This is a genomic window from Ruegeria sp. BHSA163 (genome assembly GCF_059613365.1).
In genome coordinates, this window is sequence record NZ_JBXWSJ010000046.1 from 1 (window position 1) to 18,276 (window position 18,276).

Here is an 18,276-nt window from a genome sequence, read left to right on the forward strand (position 1 = left end):
GCTGAATACAATGCTCGCGCATATTCGGCGGTTTTGAGTGCGTCCATTTCTGTCATCCTCCGTTACTTGGGCGGAATACCCGAATGTTCACGCATGGCGATTATACTACAGGTGTGAAAGGATCGCATCATTTGGGTTTTGCTTCGGTAAATATCTTCTGGCGCAGCCGCCTGAGGTGGGCTGGGAAGTCCCTGGCAGTCATATCAGCTTCACGCACTAACGTATCAAAATGATGGGTAAAAACCTCGATCCTGTTGCGATCGCGAAAGGCCATGTAATGACCGCCGGTGTAAAACGCGCATAACATCGGGCCAAAGATCGTCATGGGTGCTGAATAGAGACGTTTGGCGTCAAAGAGATAGACGCGCAGTCGCGGATAAAGTTGTTCGCAAAGTTCCAGCATGTGATCAATTTGATCCAGCCGGTTATCGAGTGACAACCCTTCATAATAACCTGTGGCATGCACCAAGCTATGAATTTCATACAAAGGCATGGCGATTTCATAGTCTGACTGAGCGCTGCGCATCCACTCCAATCTGTCGGCGGAAGCTCCGATCGCCTGATCCGCTGTACGGCCTAAATGAGGCGCATATTCCCACTCCAAAACCGCACGCGTTTTGAGCATATCAGGCATGTTTGCGGGTACATACCTGACTTTGTATCCCGCGGCCTCGCGGTGCCACTCGAAAATCCGTTCGTCGACAAGCGCTCGCGGGGCCTTGGTCAGCGTTAATGAACTTGCCAGTAATTCAGCGGCACTTTCCGGTCGGTCGGACAAGCTAAGCAGCCAATCTGCCGAGACTCCTAAGGCTGACGCGCAGGACCCCACCACGTGAGCATTTGGTAACCGAGCGCCAGAGTCAGTAAGTAGTTGCGAAACGGTGGACCGATCCACAGCGATGCTGCGGGCCAGAGCGCTTTGGCTGACATGTCGATTCTCCATGGCCCGAGCCAGCCGCAGGCGAAACTGCGCAGCACGATCGCGTTTGTCCACTTTTTCCGTCATTCGCAGATAAATATCACATTTGATTAGTTATGTTAATCATATTCAGAATATTCAATTTCTAGGGCGATATGTAACGTTTTAATTAACAAAACAATAATGGGGTCCGGAATGGAAACGCGACGAAGATCGGTCGTGAAAGCAATCGTTTGGAATGCGATGGGATTGGTGGTCATGACCATTGTCGGCTTGATCGCCACGGGTTCAGCCGCCGTTGGGGGCGCTGTTGCCGTGGTAAATACGGCCGTTGGGCTGACAATGTATGTGTTCTATGAACGCGTCTGGGCGAACATATCGTGGGGGCGCAATGGTTGAATCTTCGACTCCAAAATCGCCAGAGTGGGGCACATTCGTCCTAATAGTTGCATGTTATTTGTCTTGGCTGGCAGTCGTGTTTTGGCTGGCAGATTGGTCTCTTTTGCTGGCGGTCCCGACGATGGGATTAGTGGCGGCTATGCATTCTTCACTGACACACGAGGCACTGCACGGACATCCATTTCGAGCCAAGTGGATGAATGAGACGCTGATGGCTCTGCCGCTGACATTATTCGTCCCATTCAACCGTTTCCGTGACCTGCACTTGGCTCATCACCAAGATGCAAATCTGACTGATCCATATGACGACCCAGAGTCGAACTATCTTGATCCAAAAGTCTGGGCTTCCTTGTCCCAATGGCAACAGCGATTGTTCAAGATAAACAATACTCTGTTAGGGCGCATTACTCTTGGCCCTGCGATCGGACAATCGGCTTTTTTACGCGAAGAATGGAAAGGGTTTTTAAACGGGGATCGTGCAGTTCTGTTGGCTTGGGCCTTGCATATTCCGGGCGTAGTCATAGTGCTATCGATCGTGGCGTATTCATCGATGCCAGTTTGGACCTTTGTCTTAGCGGCTTATCTCGGCCTTGGATTGGTAAAAATCCGGACGTTTCTAGAACACCGCGCACATGAGAAGTCCCGTGCAAGAACAGTCATCGTCGAGGATAGAGGGTTTCTTGCTTTTTTGTTTTTGAACAATAATTTACACGTCGTTCATCATATGAATCCGTCCGCTCCGTGGTACCGGTTGCCTGCGTTGTACCAAACAGGCAAAGAAAGGTATCTGGCTTGTAACGAGGCGTATGTCTACCGTTCATACGGGCAAATTTTTTGCGAATACTTTTTGCGGACAAAAGATCCTGTGTCGCATCCTCTCTGGCCAAAGCATTGATTTGAGGACAAAAGGGTCTCCATGAGCTTATGGATTCCCGTCACAATCGCTGCAGCAATATTCCAGACTGTGCGCTTCATGCTGCAGAAATCTCTGAGCAGCGTGAAACTGTCAGCCGCAGGTGCGACTTTTGCCCGATTTGCCTATTCCATGCCCGTCGTCGTTTTGGCATTGGGTATTGCTTTGCTGGCGACCGATCATAGCATACCTGCTCTCAATACGAGGTTTTGGCTCTTTGCAGTAATAGGTGGGACAACGCAAATTCTGGCGACGATCTGTGTCGTGGCTTTGTTCAAACAACGTAACTTTGTTGTTGGCATCACTTTCAAGAAGACCGAAGTCATCCAGACGGCAATTGTCGGATTTTTCGTTCTTGGGGATGAGGTTTCAGCAGCAGCGCTGTTGGCAATATTGCTTGGCCTTTTGGCAGTTTTGCTACTGTCGAAATCACCGGGCGGCGATTTGGTTTGGTGGAGGAACCTTACAAACCGCGCCTCGCGACTCGGTCTGGGTTCGGGGGTTTTGTTTGCCTTTTCATCGGTCAGTTATCGCGGCGCCTCGCTGGAGCTAGGGGAAATTGATGCTTGGTTTCGCGCTCTGGTCACTCTTGCCGTTGTCGTGACCTTTCAGTTTATAAGCATGGCATTGTGGATGCTGTGGCGCGATCGGGCCGAATTGCATGCTGTTTGGCAAACCCGAAGAACTGGAGTCTTCGTGGGACTGACCAGCTTAGCTGGGTCATTTTGCTGGTTTCTGGCGTTCACGCTTCAAAACGCGGCTTACGTCAAGGCGCTTGGGCAGATCGAACTGATCTTCAGCCTGCTCGCATCCATTCTGTTTTTTCGGGAAACCGTCACCCAACGAGAAATCGCGGGTATGTCATTGTTGGGTTTATCGATACTCGCACTAGTGCTGGCAATTTAGCTTGCGCGACGCTCGTCAAAGCTCAGCGCGATAAAACTTGGCAGGTGATCGCCCATTCCGATAACTGCGGGTCCACTTTCTTCGCGCCTACCACGTGGTTTAGCCTCTTTATCTCTTTTTCGGTCGCTCTTTTTGCTGTCAGAAGCTCGCGACTTCTTTTCGGTTTTTTGCGTGTCTTCCTTGGGCTCTTCGATCTTAACCGGATTGTCGATATGTGGAATTTCTTTCTGGATCAGCTTTTCGATGGCATCCAGTGCCTTTTCATCACGTTTCGAACAGATTGTAACCGCCTTGCCCTCGCGCCCTGCGCGACCCGTACGGCCAATCCTGTGCACATAGTCTTCGGCATGGCCGGGAACGTCAAAGTTGAAGACATGGCTGACCGAAGGGATATCCAGCCCTCGTGCAGCCACGTCCGAGGCAACCAGAAGGCGCAATGAACCGTCGCGGAAGCCATCCAATGTCTTCATTCTTTGGGACTGGTCCAGATCACCATGAATGGCAGCAGCATTGTATCCGTGCTTTTTCAATGACTTTGCACAGATATCTACATCTGTTTTGCGGTTGCAAAAGATTATTGCGTTCGTGCAGCTTTCACCTTCGGCATCGATCAACGCGCGCAGAACTTTGCGTTTGGCACTTGCTTCGCGGTCCCGACGGCCGCCTTTAAACATCACGACGCCTTGTTCGATAGTCTCAGATGCGGTTGCCTGACGCGCAACCTCGACCCGGGCGGGGGCAGAAAGAAAAGTATCGGTAATCCGCTCGATCTCGGACGCCATGGTTGCAGAAAAGAACAGGGTTTGGCGCGTGAAAGGAGTCAATGAGAAAATGCGCTCGATATCGGGAATGAACCCCATGTCCAGCATACGGTCGGCCTCATCCACCACCATGATCTGCACACCGGTCAGAAGAAGCTTCCCTCGTTCAAAGTGGTCCAGTAAACGTCCGGGAGTTGCAATAAGAACGTCTACACCGCGGTCGATCAGTGCATCCTGTTCCTTAAAGCTAACACCGCCAATCAACAGCGCTTTGGTCAGTTTAAGATGTTTGGAATAGGTGTCAAAGTTTTCGGCTACTTGTGCTGCCAACTCCCGTGTCGGACAAAGCACAAGCGAACGTGGCATGCGCGCGCGTGCTCTTCCACGAGCCAGCAACGTGATCATCGGTAACGTGAAACTGGCGGTTTTTCCTGTACCAGTCTGTGCGATGCCTAACACATCTCTCCCTTCTAGTGCGGGCGGAATCGCACCTTCCTGGATTGGTGTAGGCGTTTCGTATCCGGCTTCCTCAACGGCTTTGAGGACCTTTGGGTTCAGGTTCAGTTCGTTAAATTTTGTCATCTATGTCCGGTTCATGCGGACACTATACCTGGCCCGCGCGTCTGTGAGTGTGCCGGGCCCGGATGGCCACGTGCATTTTGCACGGTTCGGCTTGGGCGGGACATAACAAAATCGTCAGGAAGGGTCAAATGAAGTCATTTTAACTTGGCCGTGGCGCGGCCAAAACAGGATTTTTTGCAACAATTCAGGCGGTTCCGGGAAAATGTTTCTTGGCTTCTGCAGGCAAAAGCCGTGTCGCCGCACGCCCAGCCGCGTTCTTACAAATGTGCCTAATTCTGCCTTTCGAGGATTCCGTCGTAGCAACTGCTAAAATTCGCTGACGTGATCCAGAATACTATTTCGGTTTTTGTAATGCTGTATTCGACCGAAGATGCTGCGTGGATCGTACATTACCAATTTCAACATTCGGAAACCCAATGGACGCAGCACAGGATCGTTTTCAGCATACCGCCACAACCGCGCAAGCAATGTTCTGTCCAGATCACCAGTACGCAGCGAGTATCCCGGCATATCGAAAGCCAGAGGAAGCTGGTCGTGTTCTTCTCTGCCGATATCGAATGCCTTGTCGCAGGGTTGCAGGGATACACGCCTCTCGCTGTCATGTAGCTTAATAAGATCGAAAAGAAGGCTTAGGCTTTGCCCTCCGAGCCGTTGTTCGATAGTTTGGCCGTGATCCGCGAAGGTTGTCGCGCTTGAAATTAGCCACCGAACGGGCAGGTCCCCAGCCAAAACCGCACCTTTTTCCGACCAAAGTCTAAGAAAAAGGTCCCGTGCCTGAGTTGGAGCTGGCGCACGGCGCAAAAGCGCGACGCAAATCGCATGAGTTAGTAAAAGTTGCGACTGGCCCACAAACTCCTGTTGCAAAGAATGCAGCTTTTTACTCGCGTCCCTGCGATTGTCGAATATCGCTTTCGGGTCTGGTTCGGCCACACGAAGCTCACTTAACTTATCCAAGTCGACGTCTGGGACGGGCAACACCTTTTCAGGAAAGAGATAAGGCGCCTCCCGTCGTTCCAGGTGATGCATTATCGTATAGAACCCGCCGGGATAGTTTTCCTGATCGATGTCTTGCATGAACGAAACCTATATTCGCGCGCGCTGCCCTTGCAAGGTGGTTCAGGTCATCATTTCCTTGGTCGCAGTGAGGCTCAGCAACGGAAAATCACGTTCGACTCGGTCGATATCCCATTGTAACCGTGTAAGATAAACGATGTCGCCATCGTGATCATGCGCTATGTGCTGTTTGTTGGCATTCACGAACTTCTCAACCTCGGCCTTGTCACCACTTACCCACCGGGCCGAAGTGAACTGAGACGCTTCGAACCTGACTGGCAGGCCGTATTCCATCTCGATCCGGCTAGCCAGAACCTCGAACTGAAGGGCGCCGACAACTCCAACTATAAAGCCCGATCCGATGGAGGGCTTGAATACCTTTGCAGCACCTTCTTCAGCGAACTGCATCAAAGCTTTTTCTAGGTGCTTCGCTTTAAGTGGATCGCCAGCCCGGACGCCTTGAAGTAGCTCGGGCGCGAAGGATGGTATACCTGTGACACGCAGTGCCTCGCCTTCTGTCAGCGTGTCGCCGATGCGAAGCTGACCGTGGTTAGGTATTCCGATGATATCACCGGCCCAAGCTTCTTCTGCCAGTTCGCGGTCCGAAGCCAGAAATAGCACCGGATTTGAAATTGCCATCGGTTTTTTTGACCGTACATGCGTCAGCTTCATGCCGCGTTTGAAGTGGCCAGAGGCCATGCGGACAAAGGCGACCCTGTCGCGGTGCTTGGGATCCATATTGGCCTGAACCTTGAAAACAAACCCCGCAACCTTCTTTTCATCCGGTGCGATCTGGCGGGGTTCGGCTGACTGCACCTGGGGTTGCGGTCCATAAGTTCCAATGCCCTCCATAAGTTCCTTAACACCAAAGGAATTGATGGCTGAACCAAACCATATGGGCGTCATATGACCTTCGAGCACGGCCTGCGGGTCGAGCTTGGGCAACAGTTCCCGCGCCATTTCAACTTCTTCCAGCAGCTTTTCCAAAAGGTGCTCGGGCACATGCTTTGCAAGCTTTGGATCGTCAAGCCCTTCGATTTGAATGCTTTCTGCCACCTTGTTGCGGTCGGCTCGGTCCATCAGCTCTAGCCGATCGCGCAATATGTCATAGCAACCGATGAAATCCCGGCCGACGCCGATGGGCCATGAGGCAGGCGTGACATCGATTGCCAACATTTCTTGGATTTCGTCAATAATCTCGAAGGTATCGCGGCTTTCACGATCCATCTTATTACAGAAAGTTAGAATAGGTAGGTCGCGCAAACGGCAAACCTCAAACAGTTTTTGCGTTTGGCTTTCTACGCCCTTAGCGCCGTCAATCACCATCACCGCCGCGTCAACTGCAGTCAGGGTGCGATAAGTGTCTTCGGAAAAGTCACTGTGGCCTGGGGTGTCAACCAGGTTGAAGCGGAAGTTGGCGTAATCGAAAGACATAGCCGAGGCAGACACTGAAATGCCCCGATCCTTTTCCATTTGCATAAAGTCGGACCGGGTGCGCCGTGCCTCGCCTTTGGCGCGTACCTGACCGGCCATCTGAATGGCGCCACCATACAGAAGGAATTTTTCGGTAAGCGTCGTCTTGCCCGCGTCAGGATGCGAGATGATCGCAAATGTTCGACGCCGGGCGATCTCGGGCGGTAAGACGGGTTGGTTCGAGGCACTATCAAGCATGAGCGCGCATATAGGCGGGGAATCCTGCCGAAGCAAGACAAAGGGGGTGTTCCGAATCAGATGGCTATGCGAAAAAGAACATATAGTGAACAAATTTTGGAGTAGGCTGATGAATTTGAAGGAAATCGCAGATGAACTCGTTGCTGGATGCAGGGAAAACCGGGCGAAAGCAAATTTGGACAAGCTATATGCCGTGGACGCTGTGTCGGTAGAAGCAGCGGACATGCAGGGCATGGGACGTGAGGCGCATGGTCTGGACGCGATACGCGGAAAACACGATTGGTGGGAAAACTCGACCGAAGTGACGGGAGGTTCTGTAAGTGATCCGTTTTTACACGGTGATGATCGGTTTGCGGTGATTTTCGAAGTGCAAGGCTCGATGAAGGAAAGCGGTGAATCTTTCGATATGCGCGAAGTAGCGATTTATTATGTTTCCGACGGCAAGATCGTGCGTGAGGAATTTTTCTACTGATTTTTGAACAACTAACAACTCGGCCATTCTGGTCTTCCTCGTCGGGCCGGTGCTAGTGTCCGGCAAACAATGATTGGGAGGATCAGAATGGATTTGGGTATTCGCGGAAAACGAGCACTGGTTTGTGCCAGCAGCAAAGGTCTTGGGTTTGGTTGCGCAGAAGCGTTGGCGGCGGCGGGTGTTGATCTTGTTATGAATGCGCGAGGGGCCGAAGCGTTAGAAGTATCGGCGGATCGGATCCGAAGTGAACATGGCGTTACAGTTAAGACAGTGGCCTGTGATGTGACTTCTGCAGATGGGCAGGAACAAGTTATCCAAGCGGCAGACGGCGTCGATATTCTGGTAACAAACGCTGGCGGTCCGCCGCCGGGAATGTGGTCTGACTGGGACCGCGAAGACTTCATCATGGCTCTCGACGCCAACATGTTGACACCGATAGCATTCATGAAAGCGTTGCTGCCAAATATGATGGAAAATGGTTGGGGCAGGGTCGTAAATATAACCTCGCAGTCGGTGCGGGCACCAATCGCTGTTTTGGGTCTTTCGAATGCGGCACGTACCGGGTTAACGGGCTATGTCGCAGGCACCTCACGTCAAGTGGCGCCCATGGGCGTCACTATCAATAACCTTTTGCCAGGTATTCACGATACTGACCGGGCGAATTCACTGGACAGTGGCGTTGCGGCGCAGAAGGGGATTTCGATCGACGAAGCACGTGCCGATCGCGCCGCTACGATACCAACTCGGCGTTACGGGACGCGACAGGAGTTCGGTGCCGCTTGCGCATTTCTTTGCTCCAAACATGCAGGTTTTATCGTTGGACAAAACATCCTGCTTGATGGCGGGGCGACCAATATTACGATGTAACCATGACACAGAATTTCTCGCTTAAAGATCAATTATTTAATGCCGATAGCACTGGGTATCTGGCCGGGCTATTCGCGGCAGCGGACCCGGCCTTTGATGCAGCGGCATTTGAAGCCCGGGTTATGTCGCGGCTAACGGAACTTGAATTGAAAGAGCGGATGGTCTGGATAGCCGAGTGTCTGGCGGAAGCAATTCCAGGTGATTTGCCCGATGTAGCAGAAGTGATTCTTAAGGCATTGCCTCCGCCACTGGACCCAAACAAGACGGACGATGACTTTGGAGATTTTATCTTTGGCCCGATCGGCGACTGGGTCGTAGCCGCGGGTTCGGACCACCCCGAACTGGCGTTGGATGTTTTCGAGGAGGTAACCCAACGTTTTTCAATGGAGTTGGCAATCCGTCCTTTTTTGAACAGTCATCCCGATCTGGTTATGGTGCGCATGCAAGAATGGGCTCAGCATGACAGTTATCACGTGCGGCGACTGGTCAGCGAAGGTACCCGTCCGCGTTTGCCTTGGGGGCAGGCGGTTGGGCTGGACCTCTCCGATCCGCTACCACTGCTGGATCGCCTCCACAGCGATAACACGCGCTATGTGACACGATCTGTCGCCAACCATTTGAATGACATAACTAAAAAAGACCCTGATCTGGCGTTAGATCGGTTGCAGGAGTGGCGCGATGCGGCACGGCAGGACCAAGATGAACTACAGTGGATGACTTCTCATGCATTGCGGGGGTTGGTGAAATCTGGCCACTTTCGTGCAATGAAGATGTTGGGCTTCAATCCTGAAGCGGACATTGCTGCGAAGGTTCAGGTGGACGGTGAAGCTCGGATTGGCGGAGCGTTAGAGTTCACTGTAGAGCTATCAGGGGATAAGGGCCAAGGGGTTCTTGTTGACTATATCGTTCATTTTCAACGCCCTGGTGGGAAAATCTCGCCTAAAGTTCATAAGCTGAAGCAAGCGACTTTGACTGATGGAAATGTGACATTACGGAAAGTCCACAAACTGAAAGGCAATGCCAGTACTTTCACGCTCATACCCGGTGCGCATCGGCTGGAAGTTCAGGTCAACGGACGTATTCTAACTGCGGTGGATTTTGAACTTTTGGACTGATCCACATTATTTTTTCTAAAACTTCTAGCTGCTTAGCGAGTTTTCGACCCTTTGGGGATTGTCAAAATCTGCAAAGCTTTACTATCTATTTCGCCCGGACCTTAGCGATACCGATTGCCTGCTGCTGACAACTTGCACCTGCGGGGCGGTATTGCTATCCCCGCTAAAGCCCGATTGATTTGATCGGGAAATGCAACGGGGTCCATCGGTGACAGAGAACGCAGCTCCTCCTCGTCTGGAAGTCCACAATCTTGTTGCCCGTTTCGGTGGGCGGACTGTAGTCGATGGTGTGTCTTTAAGCGTGCACGCCGGTCAGGTGACTTGCCTGTTGGGGCCATCAGGTTGCGGAAAATCTACGACACTACGGATGATTGCCGGTGTCGAGATTCAAAGCTCGGGCGAAATCTACGTCGACGGCAAGCTGGTGTGCGATACAGTTTTTCGCGTCCCGCCTGAGCGCCGTGAAATCGGATTGATGTTTCAGGACTTTGCGCTATTCCCCCATCTTAGCGTCGGCGACAATGTAGCGTTTGGTCTTTCGGGCACCAAAGACGCCAAACGAGCCAGGGTCGAAGAATTGTTGTCCCGTGTAGACCTAATGCGTTTCGTGGACGGGTTTCCGCACCAGCTATCAGGAGGCGAGCAGCAGCGAGTGGCATTGGCGCGCGCCCTTGCGCCACGGCCGCGCATAATGCTGATGGACGAACCATTTTCGGGTTTGGATAATCGTTTACGCGACGGAATTCGGGACGAAACACTGGCGATCCTGAAAGAAGAAGACGCGGCCGTTTTGTTGGTGACGCACGAACCCGAAGAGGCCATGCGGATGGCGGATGAAATTGCCTTGATGCGGGGAGGCAAGATTGTCCAACAAGGGGCGCCATATAACGTCTACACCCGGCCGGTTGATAAGGCGGCGGTGTCATTTTTCAGTGATATCAATGTATTAATTTCGAAAGTTAACGGCGCTTTAGCACAAACCCCGTTCGGTCAATTCCTTGCGCCCGGGGTGCCTGATCAAACAGATGTCGAGATTGTTTTTCGTCCCCAACACGTTCGACTGGATTTCGACCGCAACGGCAAGGGTCCGTCTCCTACGCCAACGGACGGGGTCGCCGCCCGAGGTGTGGTTCAGCGAGCGCGGTTTCTGGGTAATGAAAGTTTGGTTGAGTTTCGGATGGACTACGACGGCTCGATCTTAAAAGCGACCGTTCCGAATGTGTTTGTGCCAAATCCAGGCAGGGTCATGTGGCTTACAGTCCCGCGAGATCGGTGTTTCGTCTTCCCGGTTTGACGCGGCAGAGCGATGATTTCCTTCCAAGTGGTGCTTGAAAGCCTCAGATTGCCTGTGCGGGTCGCTTGCCGCGACGCTGGGCCGCGTCTATCAAGAGGAAAATTCGAGGCTGAGGCAGACACCATGCGTATTCTTCTAACCAATGACGACGGCATCAACGCGCCGGGTCTGACTGTACTTGAGGCCATAGCTGGCAATCTGGCGGGGCCAGATGGCGAAGTCTGGGTTGTTGCTCCTGCCTTTGAGCAATCAGGAGTGGGTCATTGCATCAGTTACACTCATCCAATGATGGTGGCAGAACTGGCTGAACGTCGTTTTGCGGCCGAAGGGTCGCCTGCAGATTGTGTGCTGGCTGGTTTGCACGACGTAATGAAAGACTGCCCCCCGGATCTGGTATTGTCAGGAGTAAATCGAGGAAACAACTCAGCAGAAAACGCTTTATATTCCGGTACGTTGGGAGGCGCAATGGAAGCTGCCCTTCAGGGCGTTCCGGCAATTGCCTTGTCGCAATATCTTGGTCCCCGAAACCGCGAGTTAGAAAACCCGTTTCAAGCAGCATCTTCCTTTGGGGTTGAATTGATCCGTCGTATTTTGGAAGCCACCCCTGCAGGACAAGAGGATTACCGCTTGTTTTATAATGTAAACTTCCCACCTGTTCCCGCCGACGAAGTCGTAGGGACACGTGTCGTACCGCAGGGTTATCGCCGTGACACCAGATTTGGCGCCGAACCACACATGTCTCCATCGGGCAGGCGATTCTTATGGATCAAAGGCGGAAATCAGCACAATCCAACCGCGCCAGGCACGGATGCAGCGGTCAATTTAGATGGTTATATTTCTGTCACTCCGATGCGGGCAGATCTGACGGCCCACGATACACTTGAGGTGCTTAGGGCAATAGAATGAGCGGACTCGACCCGGAAAAGACTATGCAGTTTCTGTTTTCACTGCGATCTCGCGGTGTAACGGACGCCCGCGTGCTGGCGGCAATGGAACAGATTGACCGCGGATTGTTCGTGAGAGGTTTGTTTTCCGAGCGGGCTTATGACGACACACCTTTGCCAATTGCGTGCGGTCAGACAATCAGCCAACCATCGGTGGTGGGGCTTATGACGCAGGCATTGAAGGTGAATCCCCGCGATACGGTGCTCGAAGTCGGGACCGGGTCGGGATATCAAGCGGCTATTCTCTCAAAACTGGCTCGCCGGGTTTATACGGTCGAGCGTCACAAGCGTCTGGTTCGCGAAACAGCCCAGTTGTTTCGCGAGATGGGCCTCACAAATGTGACTGCAATGTTGTCTGATGGATCCTTTGGCCTTCCTGAACAGGCCCCATTCGACCGCATTATTGTTACCGCTGCTGCCGAAGATCCGCCGGGGCCACTCTTGGCGCAGCTGAAAATCGGCGGTATCATGGTTTTGCCCGTAGGCCAATCGGACGCGGTTCAAACCTTGATCCGGGTTACCCGTACCGAAGAAGGTCTTGACTATGACGAGTTGTTACCCGTTCGGTTCGTCCCCTTGCTTGAGGGGTTGGGAAAGGACGAAGCATAAAGTTTGTTGGGAAATTTTCGCCAGAACCCCGGACAAAATGGGGCAGGTGTTGAGGACAGAAAAATGAGAGCAGTTTCCAAATCAGCTATGTGTCGCTATGCGATGGGTACAGCCATTCTAGCCCTGTTGGCTGCGTGCGAGGGGCCTTTCGACTATGATCTGCGCGGAAATGTTGGCGGTTTTTCCACCGCAGATGCGGCATTGGCAGCAACGGCAAGCCGTCCCGCTCCGGATTCGCGGGGCGTAATCACCTATCCCAACTATCAGGTCGCAGTCGCCAGATCGGGGGACAGTGTGCGTGACGTCGCTGTACGTATTGGCTTACCTGAGGCGGAGTTAGCGCGCTACAACGGGCTTCAACCCAATGATCCCCTCCGCGACGGCGAGGTTCTAGCGCTTCCGCGGTCAGTTGGGGCCAGCAGCAATGTCGACATAGCTGCAGTTGCCGGCACAGCGATCGATGAGGCGCCAGAAACTGGCGGGGTTCGCACAACTACGCTTGAACCCGCGCAGCCGACACCTGCTCCTGCGCCAGTACCGGCTGCAGGCCCTGAACCAATCCAACACAAGGTTAAACGAGGCGAAACCGCCTACACAATCTCGCGCCTGTACCAGGTGCCTGTAGAGGCTTTAGCCGAATGGAACGGGCTGGGGTCCGATTTCATGGTGCGCGAGGGGCAGTTTCTCTTGATCCCAATTAAGGATCAACCTGCACCGCGACGCGAGGCGGCCGCTCCGGCAGCGACAGCGACAGCGATTACTCAGCCTGGTGAGGGATCGCCCACGCCGACGCCACCCAGTGCGACCCAACCGTTGCCGGAAGAAAAGGTGAAGCCGCTTGCGGAATCCACGCCGGCCCCTGACGTTACTGCGGATGCTCCGACTAATAGTGGATCATCGGCATTGTCGCTGCCCGTAACAGGCCGGATCATTCGTACTTATGAAAAGGGTAAGAACGAAGGCATTGATATCGCTGCTGCACCCGGTACATCGGTTACTGCAGCCGAGGCCGGAACAGTGGCAGCAGTGACAGCCGATGCGGATCAGGTGCCCATCATTGTTGTTCGACACAAAAACGATCTCTTGACTGTCTACGCTAATGTCGAAGGTATCACTGTTAAAAAAGGCGATCGGGTTAAGCGAGGCCAGAAAGTTGCTGCGCTACGTGGCGGAGAAAACGCTTACGTACACTTCGAGGTGCGTAAAGGATTCGAATCTGTTGATCCAGAACCCTACCTAAAGTGAGGCGAATGATCTGATTTACCTTTAAGTGTTAAGGTGTTGATCGCTGATATTAAAGCTCAAACGTTTGGATCATAATCGTTCAGACGTTTTCCGGGTTCGTCGGCGAATACTTCCTGCAAAGGTGTTATCGTTTCTATTAAGTCTATACGAAAAACTCGGAAATTAGTCCTCAACTCGCACCATGCGGTCAAAGTCCACACGCGGCCCCAGTATTCCATGTGTAACGGTCTAATGGTCCGGTCGGTCAAAGCTCCGTCTATGCGGCGGTAAGATATGCGTAGTTTTTGTCGGGTTTTTATTGCAGAACGGATCGGTGCCATATGTGCCAACCCGCGTGCTGCGTCCGCAAAGGGATAGACCGCAAACTTCCACGCATCAGCTTCGGCCACAACCTGCGTCGGCAAAACCGCATCAACCTTTTCCGCCAACGACTCTGCCGCAGATTTTAGGTCCGGGTCGGCCGCCTCAGCCACGATTGCCATGCCGAGGTTGAGCGCTTCAAGCTCGGCAGGTGTCAGGTTTAATGGTGGTAGGGTAATTTGCTCGCGCACCATGTATCCCAAACCGCGCTCGCCTTCTATTGGAACTCCAGAAGCTACTAGGGTGTCCATATCTCGATAAATGGTGCGAACCGACACCTCTAGCCGGTCCGCGATATCTTGCGCGCGGTGGAGTTTCCCGTTGCGCATTATCTGGATAATATCAAAAAGACGGTCAGTTCGACGCATCAGGCGCCTTTCCGATCGACGTTATGCGTTCATTTTCCATAAAACGTGCTCGTGTCGCATTTCCATATTTTCCGGGTCAATCGCTGCCATCATCGCGGCAGCGCAGTCCTGATGCATAAATTGCTCGGCGGCATCTTTTGCAGAATTCGCATCCGTCCAGACGACATAGTCGGTCCATCGACCATCTGAACCCATGCTTAACTGTCGATGCACAAATCCAGGTGCGGCTCGCACAAATGCTTCGGATGCCTGACTGAGTTTGACAAATTCTTCCTGTGAAGTGCCATTCGCAAGTGAAAAGGTGACGATTTCTGCAACATGGGTCATTTTATTCTCCTTGGACCAGGTTTCGATGCCCTGTTTCTAGCCACACCCAACTGACATAAACCTGTCAGTTGGAAAAATCGAGTCCGTTGAAAATGTGGAATCAGGTGAAATTTGAGTGAGGATTCGCTCCTGTTCTCTTTCTTGAGCGTGTTTAGCGGCGTAAATACATGCAGAAATAGAATTTCCGACGCATCTTGCGTCGTCTGACAGGAGAAGAAAAATGCTCAACAATATAGGTCTTCCCGGAATCTTACTAATAGCCGTTGTCGTGCTGGTACTTTTTGGCCGCGGTAAGATCAGTTCCCTTATGGGCGAAGTCGGTAAAGGCATCACCTCTTTCAAGAAAGGTGTCAAAGAAGGTGCGGAGGAGCTGGAGCAGGACGCATCCGAATTGGCGAAGGATGTCACTCCAGAGACAGACAAAGACAAGGTCTAAGAGCTTATGTTTGATCTGGGCTGGACCGAGCTTCTGGTCATCGGCATCGTTGCGCTGATCGTTGTGGGTCCTAAGGATCTGCCGGTTTTGTTCCGCAATGTCGGCCGTTGGATGGGTAAAGCCCGCGGAATGGCGCGCGAGTTCAGCAATGCGATGAACGAAGCAGCGGACGAGGCTGGGGTAAAGGACATCAAGAAGGGCCTCAACGCTGCCACTAACCCCGTTGGATCCGCTGTAAGCAGCGTCAATGAGGCTGCAAGAGACGTCGCAAAGAGCTTGGACCCGACTAAGTTCGATCCCGACAGCGAAACTGGAAAATTGGCCGCTGAACGGGCTGAGCAAGCAAAGAAAATTCAGGCATCCACCGCCCGAGCTGCTGCAGAACGCAAGGCCAAGGAAGCTGCGGAAGCTCTGGCCAAAGCTGAAGAGGCTGAAGCCGCACTTAACAGTGAAAGCAAGTCATGAGCAAAACTGACGAGATCGAAGACTCCTCGGCCCCATTGATTGAACATCTGGCTGAGCTGCGGACGAGATTGATTCACTGCGTGGTCGCCTTCCTGATCGGTATGGTGATATGTTTCTCGGTGGCGACACCGATTTTCAACTTCCTTACCAATCCGCTTTGCGAGGTTTTGGCCGAACGTGGTCAGGATTGCGGGCTGATTTTCATCTCGCCACAAGAAGGCTTTTTTGTAGCAATCAAGGTATCGCTATTGGGCGGGTTCATCCTTGCATTCCCATATATTGGGATGCAGATGTGGCGGTTCGTGGCGCCCGGCCTGTATCGCTCGGAAAAGAATGCATTTCTGCCATTTATGCTGGCCTCACCATTCATGTTCCTTCTGGGCGCAAGTTTTGCCTTCTATGTCGTGACACCGCTGGCTTACGACTTTTTCTTGGGTTTCCAGCAGTTCGGAGCCGAAGGTGAAGTTGTTGCCGAAGGAACGAATGCTGCACCGTTGAGCGTGGTTTTCCAGGGTTCAGCACAAGAATACCTTAACCTTACTATCAAGTTTATCGTTGCTTTCGGCCTTTGCTTTCAGCTGCCGGTTCTTCTGACATTGATGGGCAAGGCCGGCTTAGTAAGTGCTCAGGGCTTGGGTGAGGTACGCAAATACGCCGTGATTGGGATTCTTGTTCTGGCCGCGGTGGTGACGCCGCCCGACGTCATTACACAAATAATCCTATTTACCGTGGTTTACGGTTTGTATGAGGTCTCAATCTTTTTGGTCGCGCGCGTAGAGAAAAAGCGCGAAGAGCAACTGCGCGCTGATGGCTACTACGATGACGAAGAAGCCGAAGCTGATGCGGACCTCATGCAAAGCGAAGAAGACACCAAGTAATCAGCGAATTGATTTTTTAGCTGGTGCGCCGAATGAGGCGCGCCTTTTTCTTTTGCAAGTCTTGTTGCCCCGTCTGGAACGTGGTTTGAACCTAGCAAGACTGGACCGGAGAAACCCATGGACGAAAAAGCCTTGAATCGCATCGCCGACGCGCTCGAACGGATGGCACCCGCACCTTTGGCCGCCCCAAGTTTCGCTACTGCGCCAGCGTTTGTCTGGCACGTTGATCCGGACCGCTTGGAACCTGTGGCAGACGTTAACCGGGTCGATCTTGATTTGTTAGTCGGCATCAACCGTTCACGCGACACTCTGCTGGACAACACGCGCAGGTTTGCCGCAGGATTCAAGGCGAACAACGCGCTTCTTTGGGGCGCGCGTGGTATGGGAAAATCAAGCCTTGTCAAGGCTGTACATGGCACTTTGCAACCTGAGTATCCGAGCCTGAAACTGGTGGAGTTGCAGCGTGAAGACATGAGTTCGGTCGCCCGCCTGCTGAACCATCTGCGTAACGCAAAGTTCCGTTTCATTCTGTTCTGCGATGATCTGTCATTCAGCCATGACGATCAGCACTACAAGTCACTTAAGGCAGTTCTGGATGGCGGCATCGAAGGGCGCCCCGAAAATGTGGTTTTTTATGCTACTTCGAACCGCCGCCATTTGATGCCGCGCGATATGATCGAGAATGAACGCTCAAGCGCCATCAACCCATCCGAGGCAGTCGAGGAGAAAGTCTCACTCTCAGATCGGTTCGGCTTGTGGCTTGGTTTTCATCCATGTGACCAAGACGAATACCTCTCTATGATCGATCGGTATTGTGCTGCATATGGCGTAGCCGTTGATGCGGAAACACTTCGTGCTGAAGCTATCGAGTGGCAGGCGACGCGCGGTGCCCGATCAGGCCGCGTCGCATGGCAATTCTTCGTCGATCTCGCAGGTCGTCACGGCGTTCACTTAGATTGAACAGGCACGTCACTTTTATGAACGGCCAGCATGGCTATTGTGATCTAATTGAATGTCTTCATAACAAAGACAAAAGCCGATTGGCTTCTTCTGCGGTGCTACTCAACACATCACGATCTTCACCCGGATGAAACCGCGCACGAACTGCCGTAGGCATCGGCCTCGGCTCGACAATCGAAACTCGAGGGCCGGTGCGCTCAGTTTCTAATGACCAACTACGCGCAAGAGACATCTGAGCGGCTTTTGTGGCCCCGTAGATGCCGTAAAATTTCTCGCCTGCTTTGGGGTCGTCGAAGAAAACTGCGTGGCCGCTTTCACCCAGCAGCGGTGCTACGAAAGGAATCAACACTGATGTCGCGGTGGCGTTGGTATTCAACGCCTTAAACCATTCCTTGGCGTCGATGAAATGCGCTGGCGTCAATGCCGAGGTGTGTATTGCCGTATGCAGCCACAAATCAACTTTGCCCCAACGATCGTGAATACTGCGGCAAAGCGTTGCCATCGCGTTTGGGTCGGTGATGTCCATTGGTGCCAGCGTAGCCGAGCCGCCCTTGGCTTGAATACGGTCATCCAGTTCTTCCAGGCCGCCGGTGGTGCGGGCCACCGCGACAACGTGGTATTCGGGCGCCAACGCCTCGGCCAAGGCTGCGCCCAGTCCGCGTGATGCACCCGTAATAAGGGCGATTTTGGTCTGATCTGTCATGGGCGGGGTTTGAACGCCCGCGCGAGAAG

21 protein-coding genes are annotated in these 18,276 nt (G+C 52.9%); 14 read left to right on the forward strand and 7 right to left on the reverse strand.

Annotated elements, in window-relative coordinates; genetic code table 11:
* Window positions 1-127 precede the first annotated feature (127 nt).
* The gene (locus AC2FNV_RS18060) at window positions 128-1,006 is read right to left on the reverse strand and encodes a helix-turn-helix domain-containing protein (RefSeq protein WP_170477872.1); all 879 of its coding nucleotides are present in this window, start codon (window positions 1,004-1,006) and stop codon (window positions 128-130) included.
* Window positions 1,007-1,114: 108 nt separating this feature from the next.
* Here AC2FNV_RS18060 and AC2FNV_RS18065 point away from each other — a divergent pair, with 108 nt between their 5' ends.
* Genes AC2FNV_RS18065 through AC2FNV_RS18075 form a run of 3 tightly spaced genes read left to right on the forward strand, consistent with a single transcriptional unit; the run spans window position 1,115 to window position 3,137 of the window.
* Window positions 1,115-1,318: a DUF2061 domain-containing protein gene (locus tag AC2FNV_RS18065; protein ID WP_170477869.1), complete on the forward strand. Its 204-nt coding sequence runs from the start codon at window positions 1,115-1,117 to the stop codon at window positions 1,316-1,318.
* Window positions 1,311-2,213, forward strand: coding sequence for a fatty acid desaturase (locus AC2FNV_RS18070; protein ID WP_170607694.1), 903 nt, complete (start codon window positions 1,311-1,313; stop codon window positions 2,211-2,213). The genes AC2FNV_RS18065 and AC2FNV_RS18070 overlap by 8 nt, the downstream gene beginning before the upstream one ends.
* A 21-nt stretch (window positions 2,214-2,234) precedes the next feature.
* Entirely contained in the window at window positions 2,235-3,137 is a 903-nt protein-coding gene (locus AC2FNV_RS18075; RefSeq protein ID WP_170607696.1) for an EamA/RhaT family transporter, read from the forward strand.
* Here the strand turns inward: AC2FNV_RS18075 and AC2FNV_RS18080 are convergent.
* From AC2FNV_RS18080 to AC2FNV_RS18090, 3 genes are all read right to left on the reverse strand, one after another.
* A complete protein-coding gene (locus tag AC2FNV_RS18080; RefSeq protein ID WP_170607698.1) occupies window positions 3,134-4,480 on the reverse strand; it encodes a DEAD/DEAH box helicase in 1,347 nt (448 codons plus the stop codon). The two genes, AC2FNV_RS18075 and AC2FNV_RS18080, sit on opposite strands and share 4 nt — an antisense overlap.
* Before the next feature lie 306 nt (window positions 4,481-4,786).
* A complete protein-coding gene (locus tag AC2FNV_RS18085; RefSeq protein WP_170607700.1) occupies window positions 4,787-5,554 on the reverse strand; it encodes a hypothetical protein in 768 nt (255 codons plus the stop codon).
* A gap of 42 nt (window positions 5,555-5,596) precedes the next feature.
* Window positions 5,597-7,204 carry a peptide chain release factor 3 gene (locus tag AC2FNV_RS18090; protein ID WP_170607702.1) on the reverse strand — a complete coding sequence of 536 codons (1,608 nt, stop codon included), beginning with the start codon at window positions 7,202-7,204 and terminating at the stop codon, window positions 5,597-5,599.
* 109 nt (window positions 7,205-7,313) lie between these two features.
* On the opposite strand from AC2FNV_RS18090, the gene AC2FNV_RS18095 reads away from it, so the two are divergent.
* From AC2FNV_RS18095 to AC2FNV_RS18125, 7 genes are all read left to right on the forward strand, one after another.
* Window positions 7,314-7,676, forward strand: coding sequence for a nuclear transport factor 2 family protein (locus tag AC2FNV_RS18095; protein ID WP_170607704.1), 363 nt, complete (start codon window positions 7,314-7,316; stop codon window positions 7,674-7,676).
* Between the two features lie 87 nt (window positions 7,677-7,763).
* Entirely contained in the window at window positions 7,764-8,543 is a 780-nt protein-coding gene (locus AC2FNV_RS18100; protein WP_170607706.1) for an SDR family oxidoreductase, read from the forward strand.
* A gap of 2 nt (window positions 8,544-8,545) precedes the next feature.
* Complete coding sequence (locus tag AC2FNV_RS18105) at window positions 8,546-9,658, forward strand: YhaZ family DNA alkylation repair protein (RefSeq protein ID WP_170607708.1); 1,113 nt, start codon at window positions 8,546-8,548, stop codon at window positions 9,656-9,658.
* Window positions 9,659-9,866: 208 nt separating this feature from the next.
* The gene (locus tag AC2FNV_RS18110) at window positions 9,867-10,952 is read left to right on the forward strand and encodes an ABC transporter ATP-binding protein (RefSeq protein ID WP_437436520.1); all 1,086 of its coding nucleotides are present in this window, start codon (window positions 9,867-9,869) and stop codon (window positions 10,950-10,952) included.
* Window positions 10,953-11,075: 123 nt separating this feature from the next.
* Window positions 11,076-11,858, forward strand: a complete 783-nt coding sequence (gene surE / locus AC2FNV_RS18115) for a 5'/3'-nucleotidase SurE (RefSeq protein WP_170478148.1) — start codon at window positions 11,076-11,078, stop codon at window positions 11,856-11,858.
* A complete protein-coding gene (locus AC2FNV_RS18120) occupies window positions 11,855-12,505 on the forward strand; it encodes a protein-L-isoaspartate(D-aspartate) O-methyltransferase (RefSeq protein WP_170477842.1) in 651 nt (216 codons plus the stop codon). Before surE ends, AC2FNV_RS18120 begins: the two co-directional genes overlap by 4 nt.
* A gap of 63 nt (window positions 12,506-12,568) precedes the next feature.
* Window positions 12,569-13,750 (forward strand): M23 family metallopeptidase, encoded by a 1,182-nt coding sequence (locus AC2FNV_RS18125; RefSeq protein WP_170477838.1) that lies wholly within the window; start codon window positions 12,569-12,571, stop codon window positions 13,748-13,750.
* 56 nt (window positions 13,751-13,806) lie between these two features.
* On the opposite strand, the gene AC2FNV_RS18130 is transcribed toward AC2FNV_RS18125, so the two are convergent.
* Both AC2FNV_RS18130 and AC2FNV_RS18135 read right to left on the reverse strand, forming a co-directional pair.
* Window positions 13,807-14,478 (reverse strand): helix-turn-helix transcriptional regulator, encoded by a 672-nt coding sequence (locus AC2FNV_RS18130; RefSeq protein ID WP_170607710.1) that lies wholly within the window; start codon window positions 14,476-14,478, stop codon window positions 13,807-13,809.
* A 21-nt stretch (window positions 14,479-14,499) separates the two neighbouring features.
* The gene (locus AC2FNV_RS18135) at window positions 14,500-14,805 is read right to left on the reverse strand and encodes a hypothetical protein (protein WP_170477832.1); all 306 of its coding nucleotides are present in this window, start codon (window positions 14,803-14,805) and stop codon (window positions 14,500-14,502) included.
* Between the two features lie 220 nt (window positions 14,806-15,025).
* Between AC2FNV_RS18135 and AC2FNV_RS18140 the strand changes: the two genes are divergently transcribed.
* From AC2FNV_RS18140 to AC2FNV_RS18155, 4 genes are all read left to right on the forward strand, one after another.
* Complete coding sequence (locus AC2FNV_RS18140) at window positions 15,026-15,241, forward strand: twin-arginine translocase TatA/TatE family subunit (protein WP_170477829.1); 216 nt, start codon at window positions 15,026-15,028, stop codon at window positions 15,239-15,241.
* A gap of 6 nt (window positions 15,242-15,247) precedes the next feature.
* Entirely contained in the window at window positions 15,248-15,706 is a 459-nt protein-coding gene (gene tatB, locus AC2FNV_RS18145) for a Sec-independent protein translocase protein TatB (protein WP_170477826.1), read from the forward strand.
* The gene (gene tatC, locus AC2FNV_RS18150; protein WP_170607711.1) at window positions 15,703-16,584 is read left to right on the forward strand and encodes a twin-arginine translocase subunit TatC; all 882 of its coding nucleotides are present in this window, start codon (window positions 15,703-15,705) and stop codon (window positions 16,582-16,584) included. Before tatB ends, tatC begins: the two co-directional genes overlap by 4 nt.
* Before the next feature lie 117 nt (window positions 16,585-16,701).
* Window positions 16,702-17,544 carry an ATP-binding protein gene (locus tag AC2FNV_RS18155; RefSeq protein ID WP_170607713.1) on the forward strand — a complete coding sequence of 281 codons (843 nt, stop codon included), beginning with the start codon at window positions 16,702-16,704 and terminating at the stop codon, window positions 17,542-17,544.
* 58 nt (window positions 17,545-17,602) lie between these two features.
* Here AC2FNV_RS18155 and AC2FNV_RS18160 read toward each other — a convergent pair whose 3' ends face one another.
* The gene (locus AC2FNV_RS18160) at window positions 17,603-18,247 is read right to left on the reverse strand and encodes an SDR family NAD(P)-dependent oxidoreductase (RefSeq protein WP_170607715.1); all 645 of its coding nucleotides are present in this window, start codon (window positions 18,245-18,247) and stop codon (window positions 17,603-17,605) included.
* Window positions 18,248-18,276: the final 29 nt, after the last annotated feature.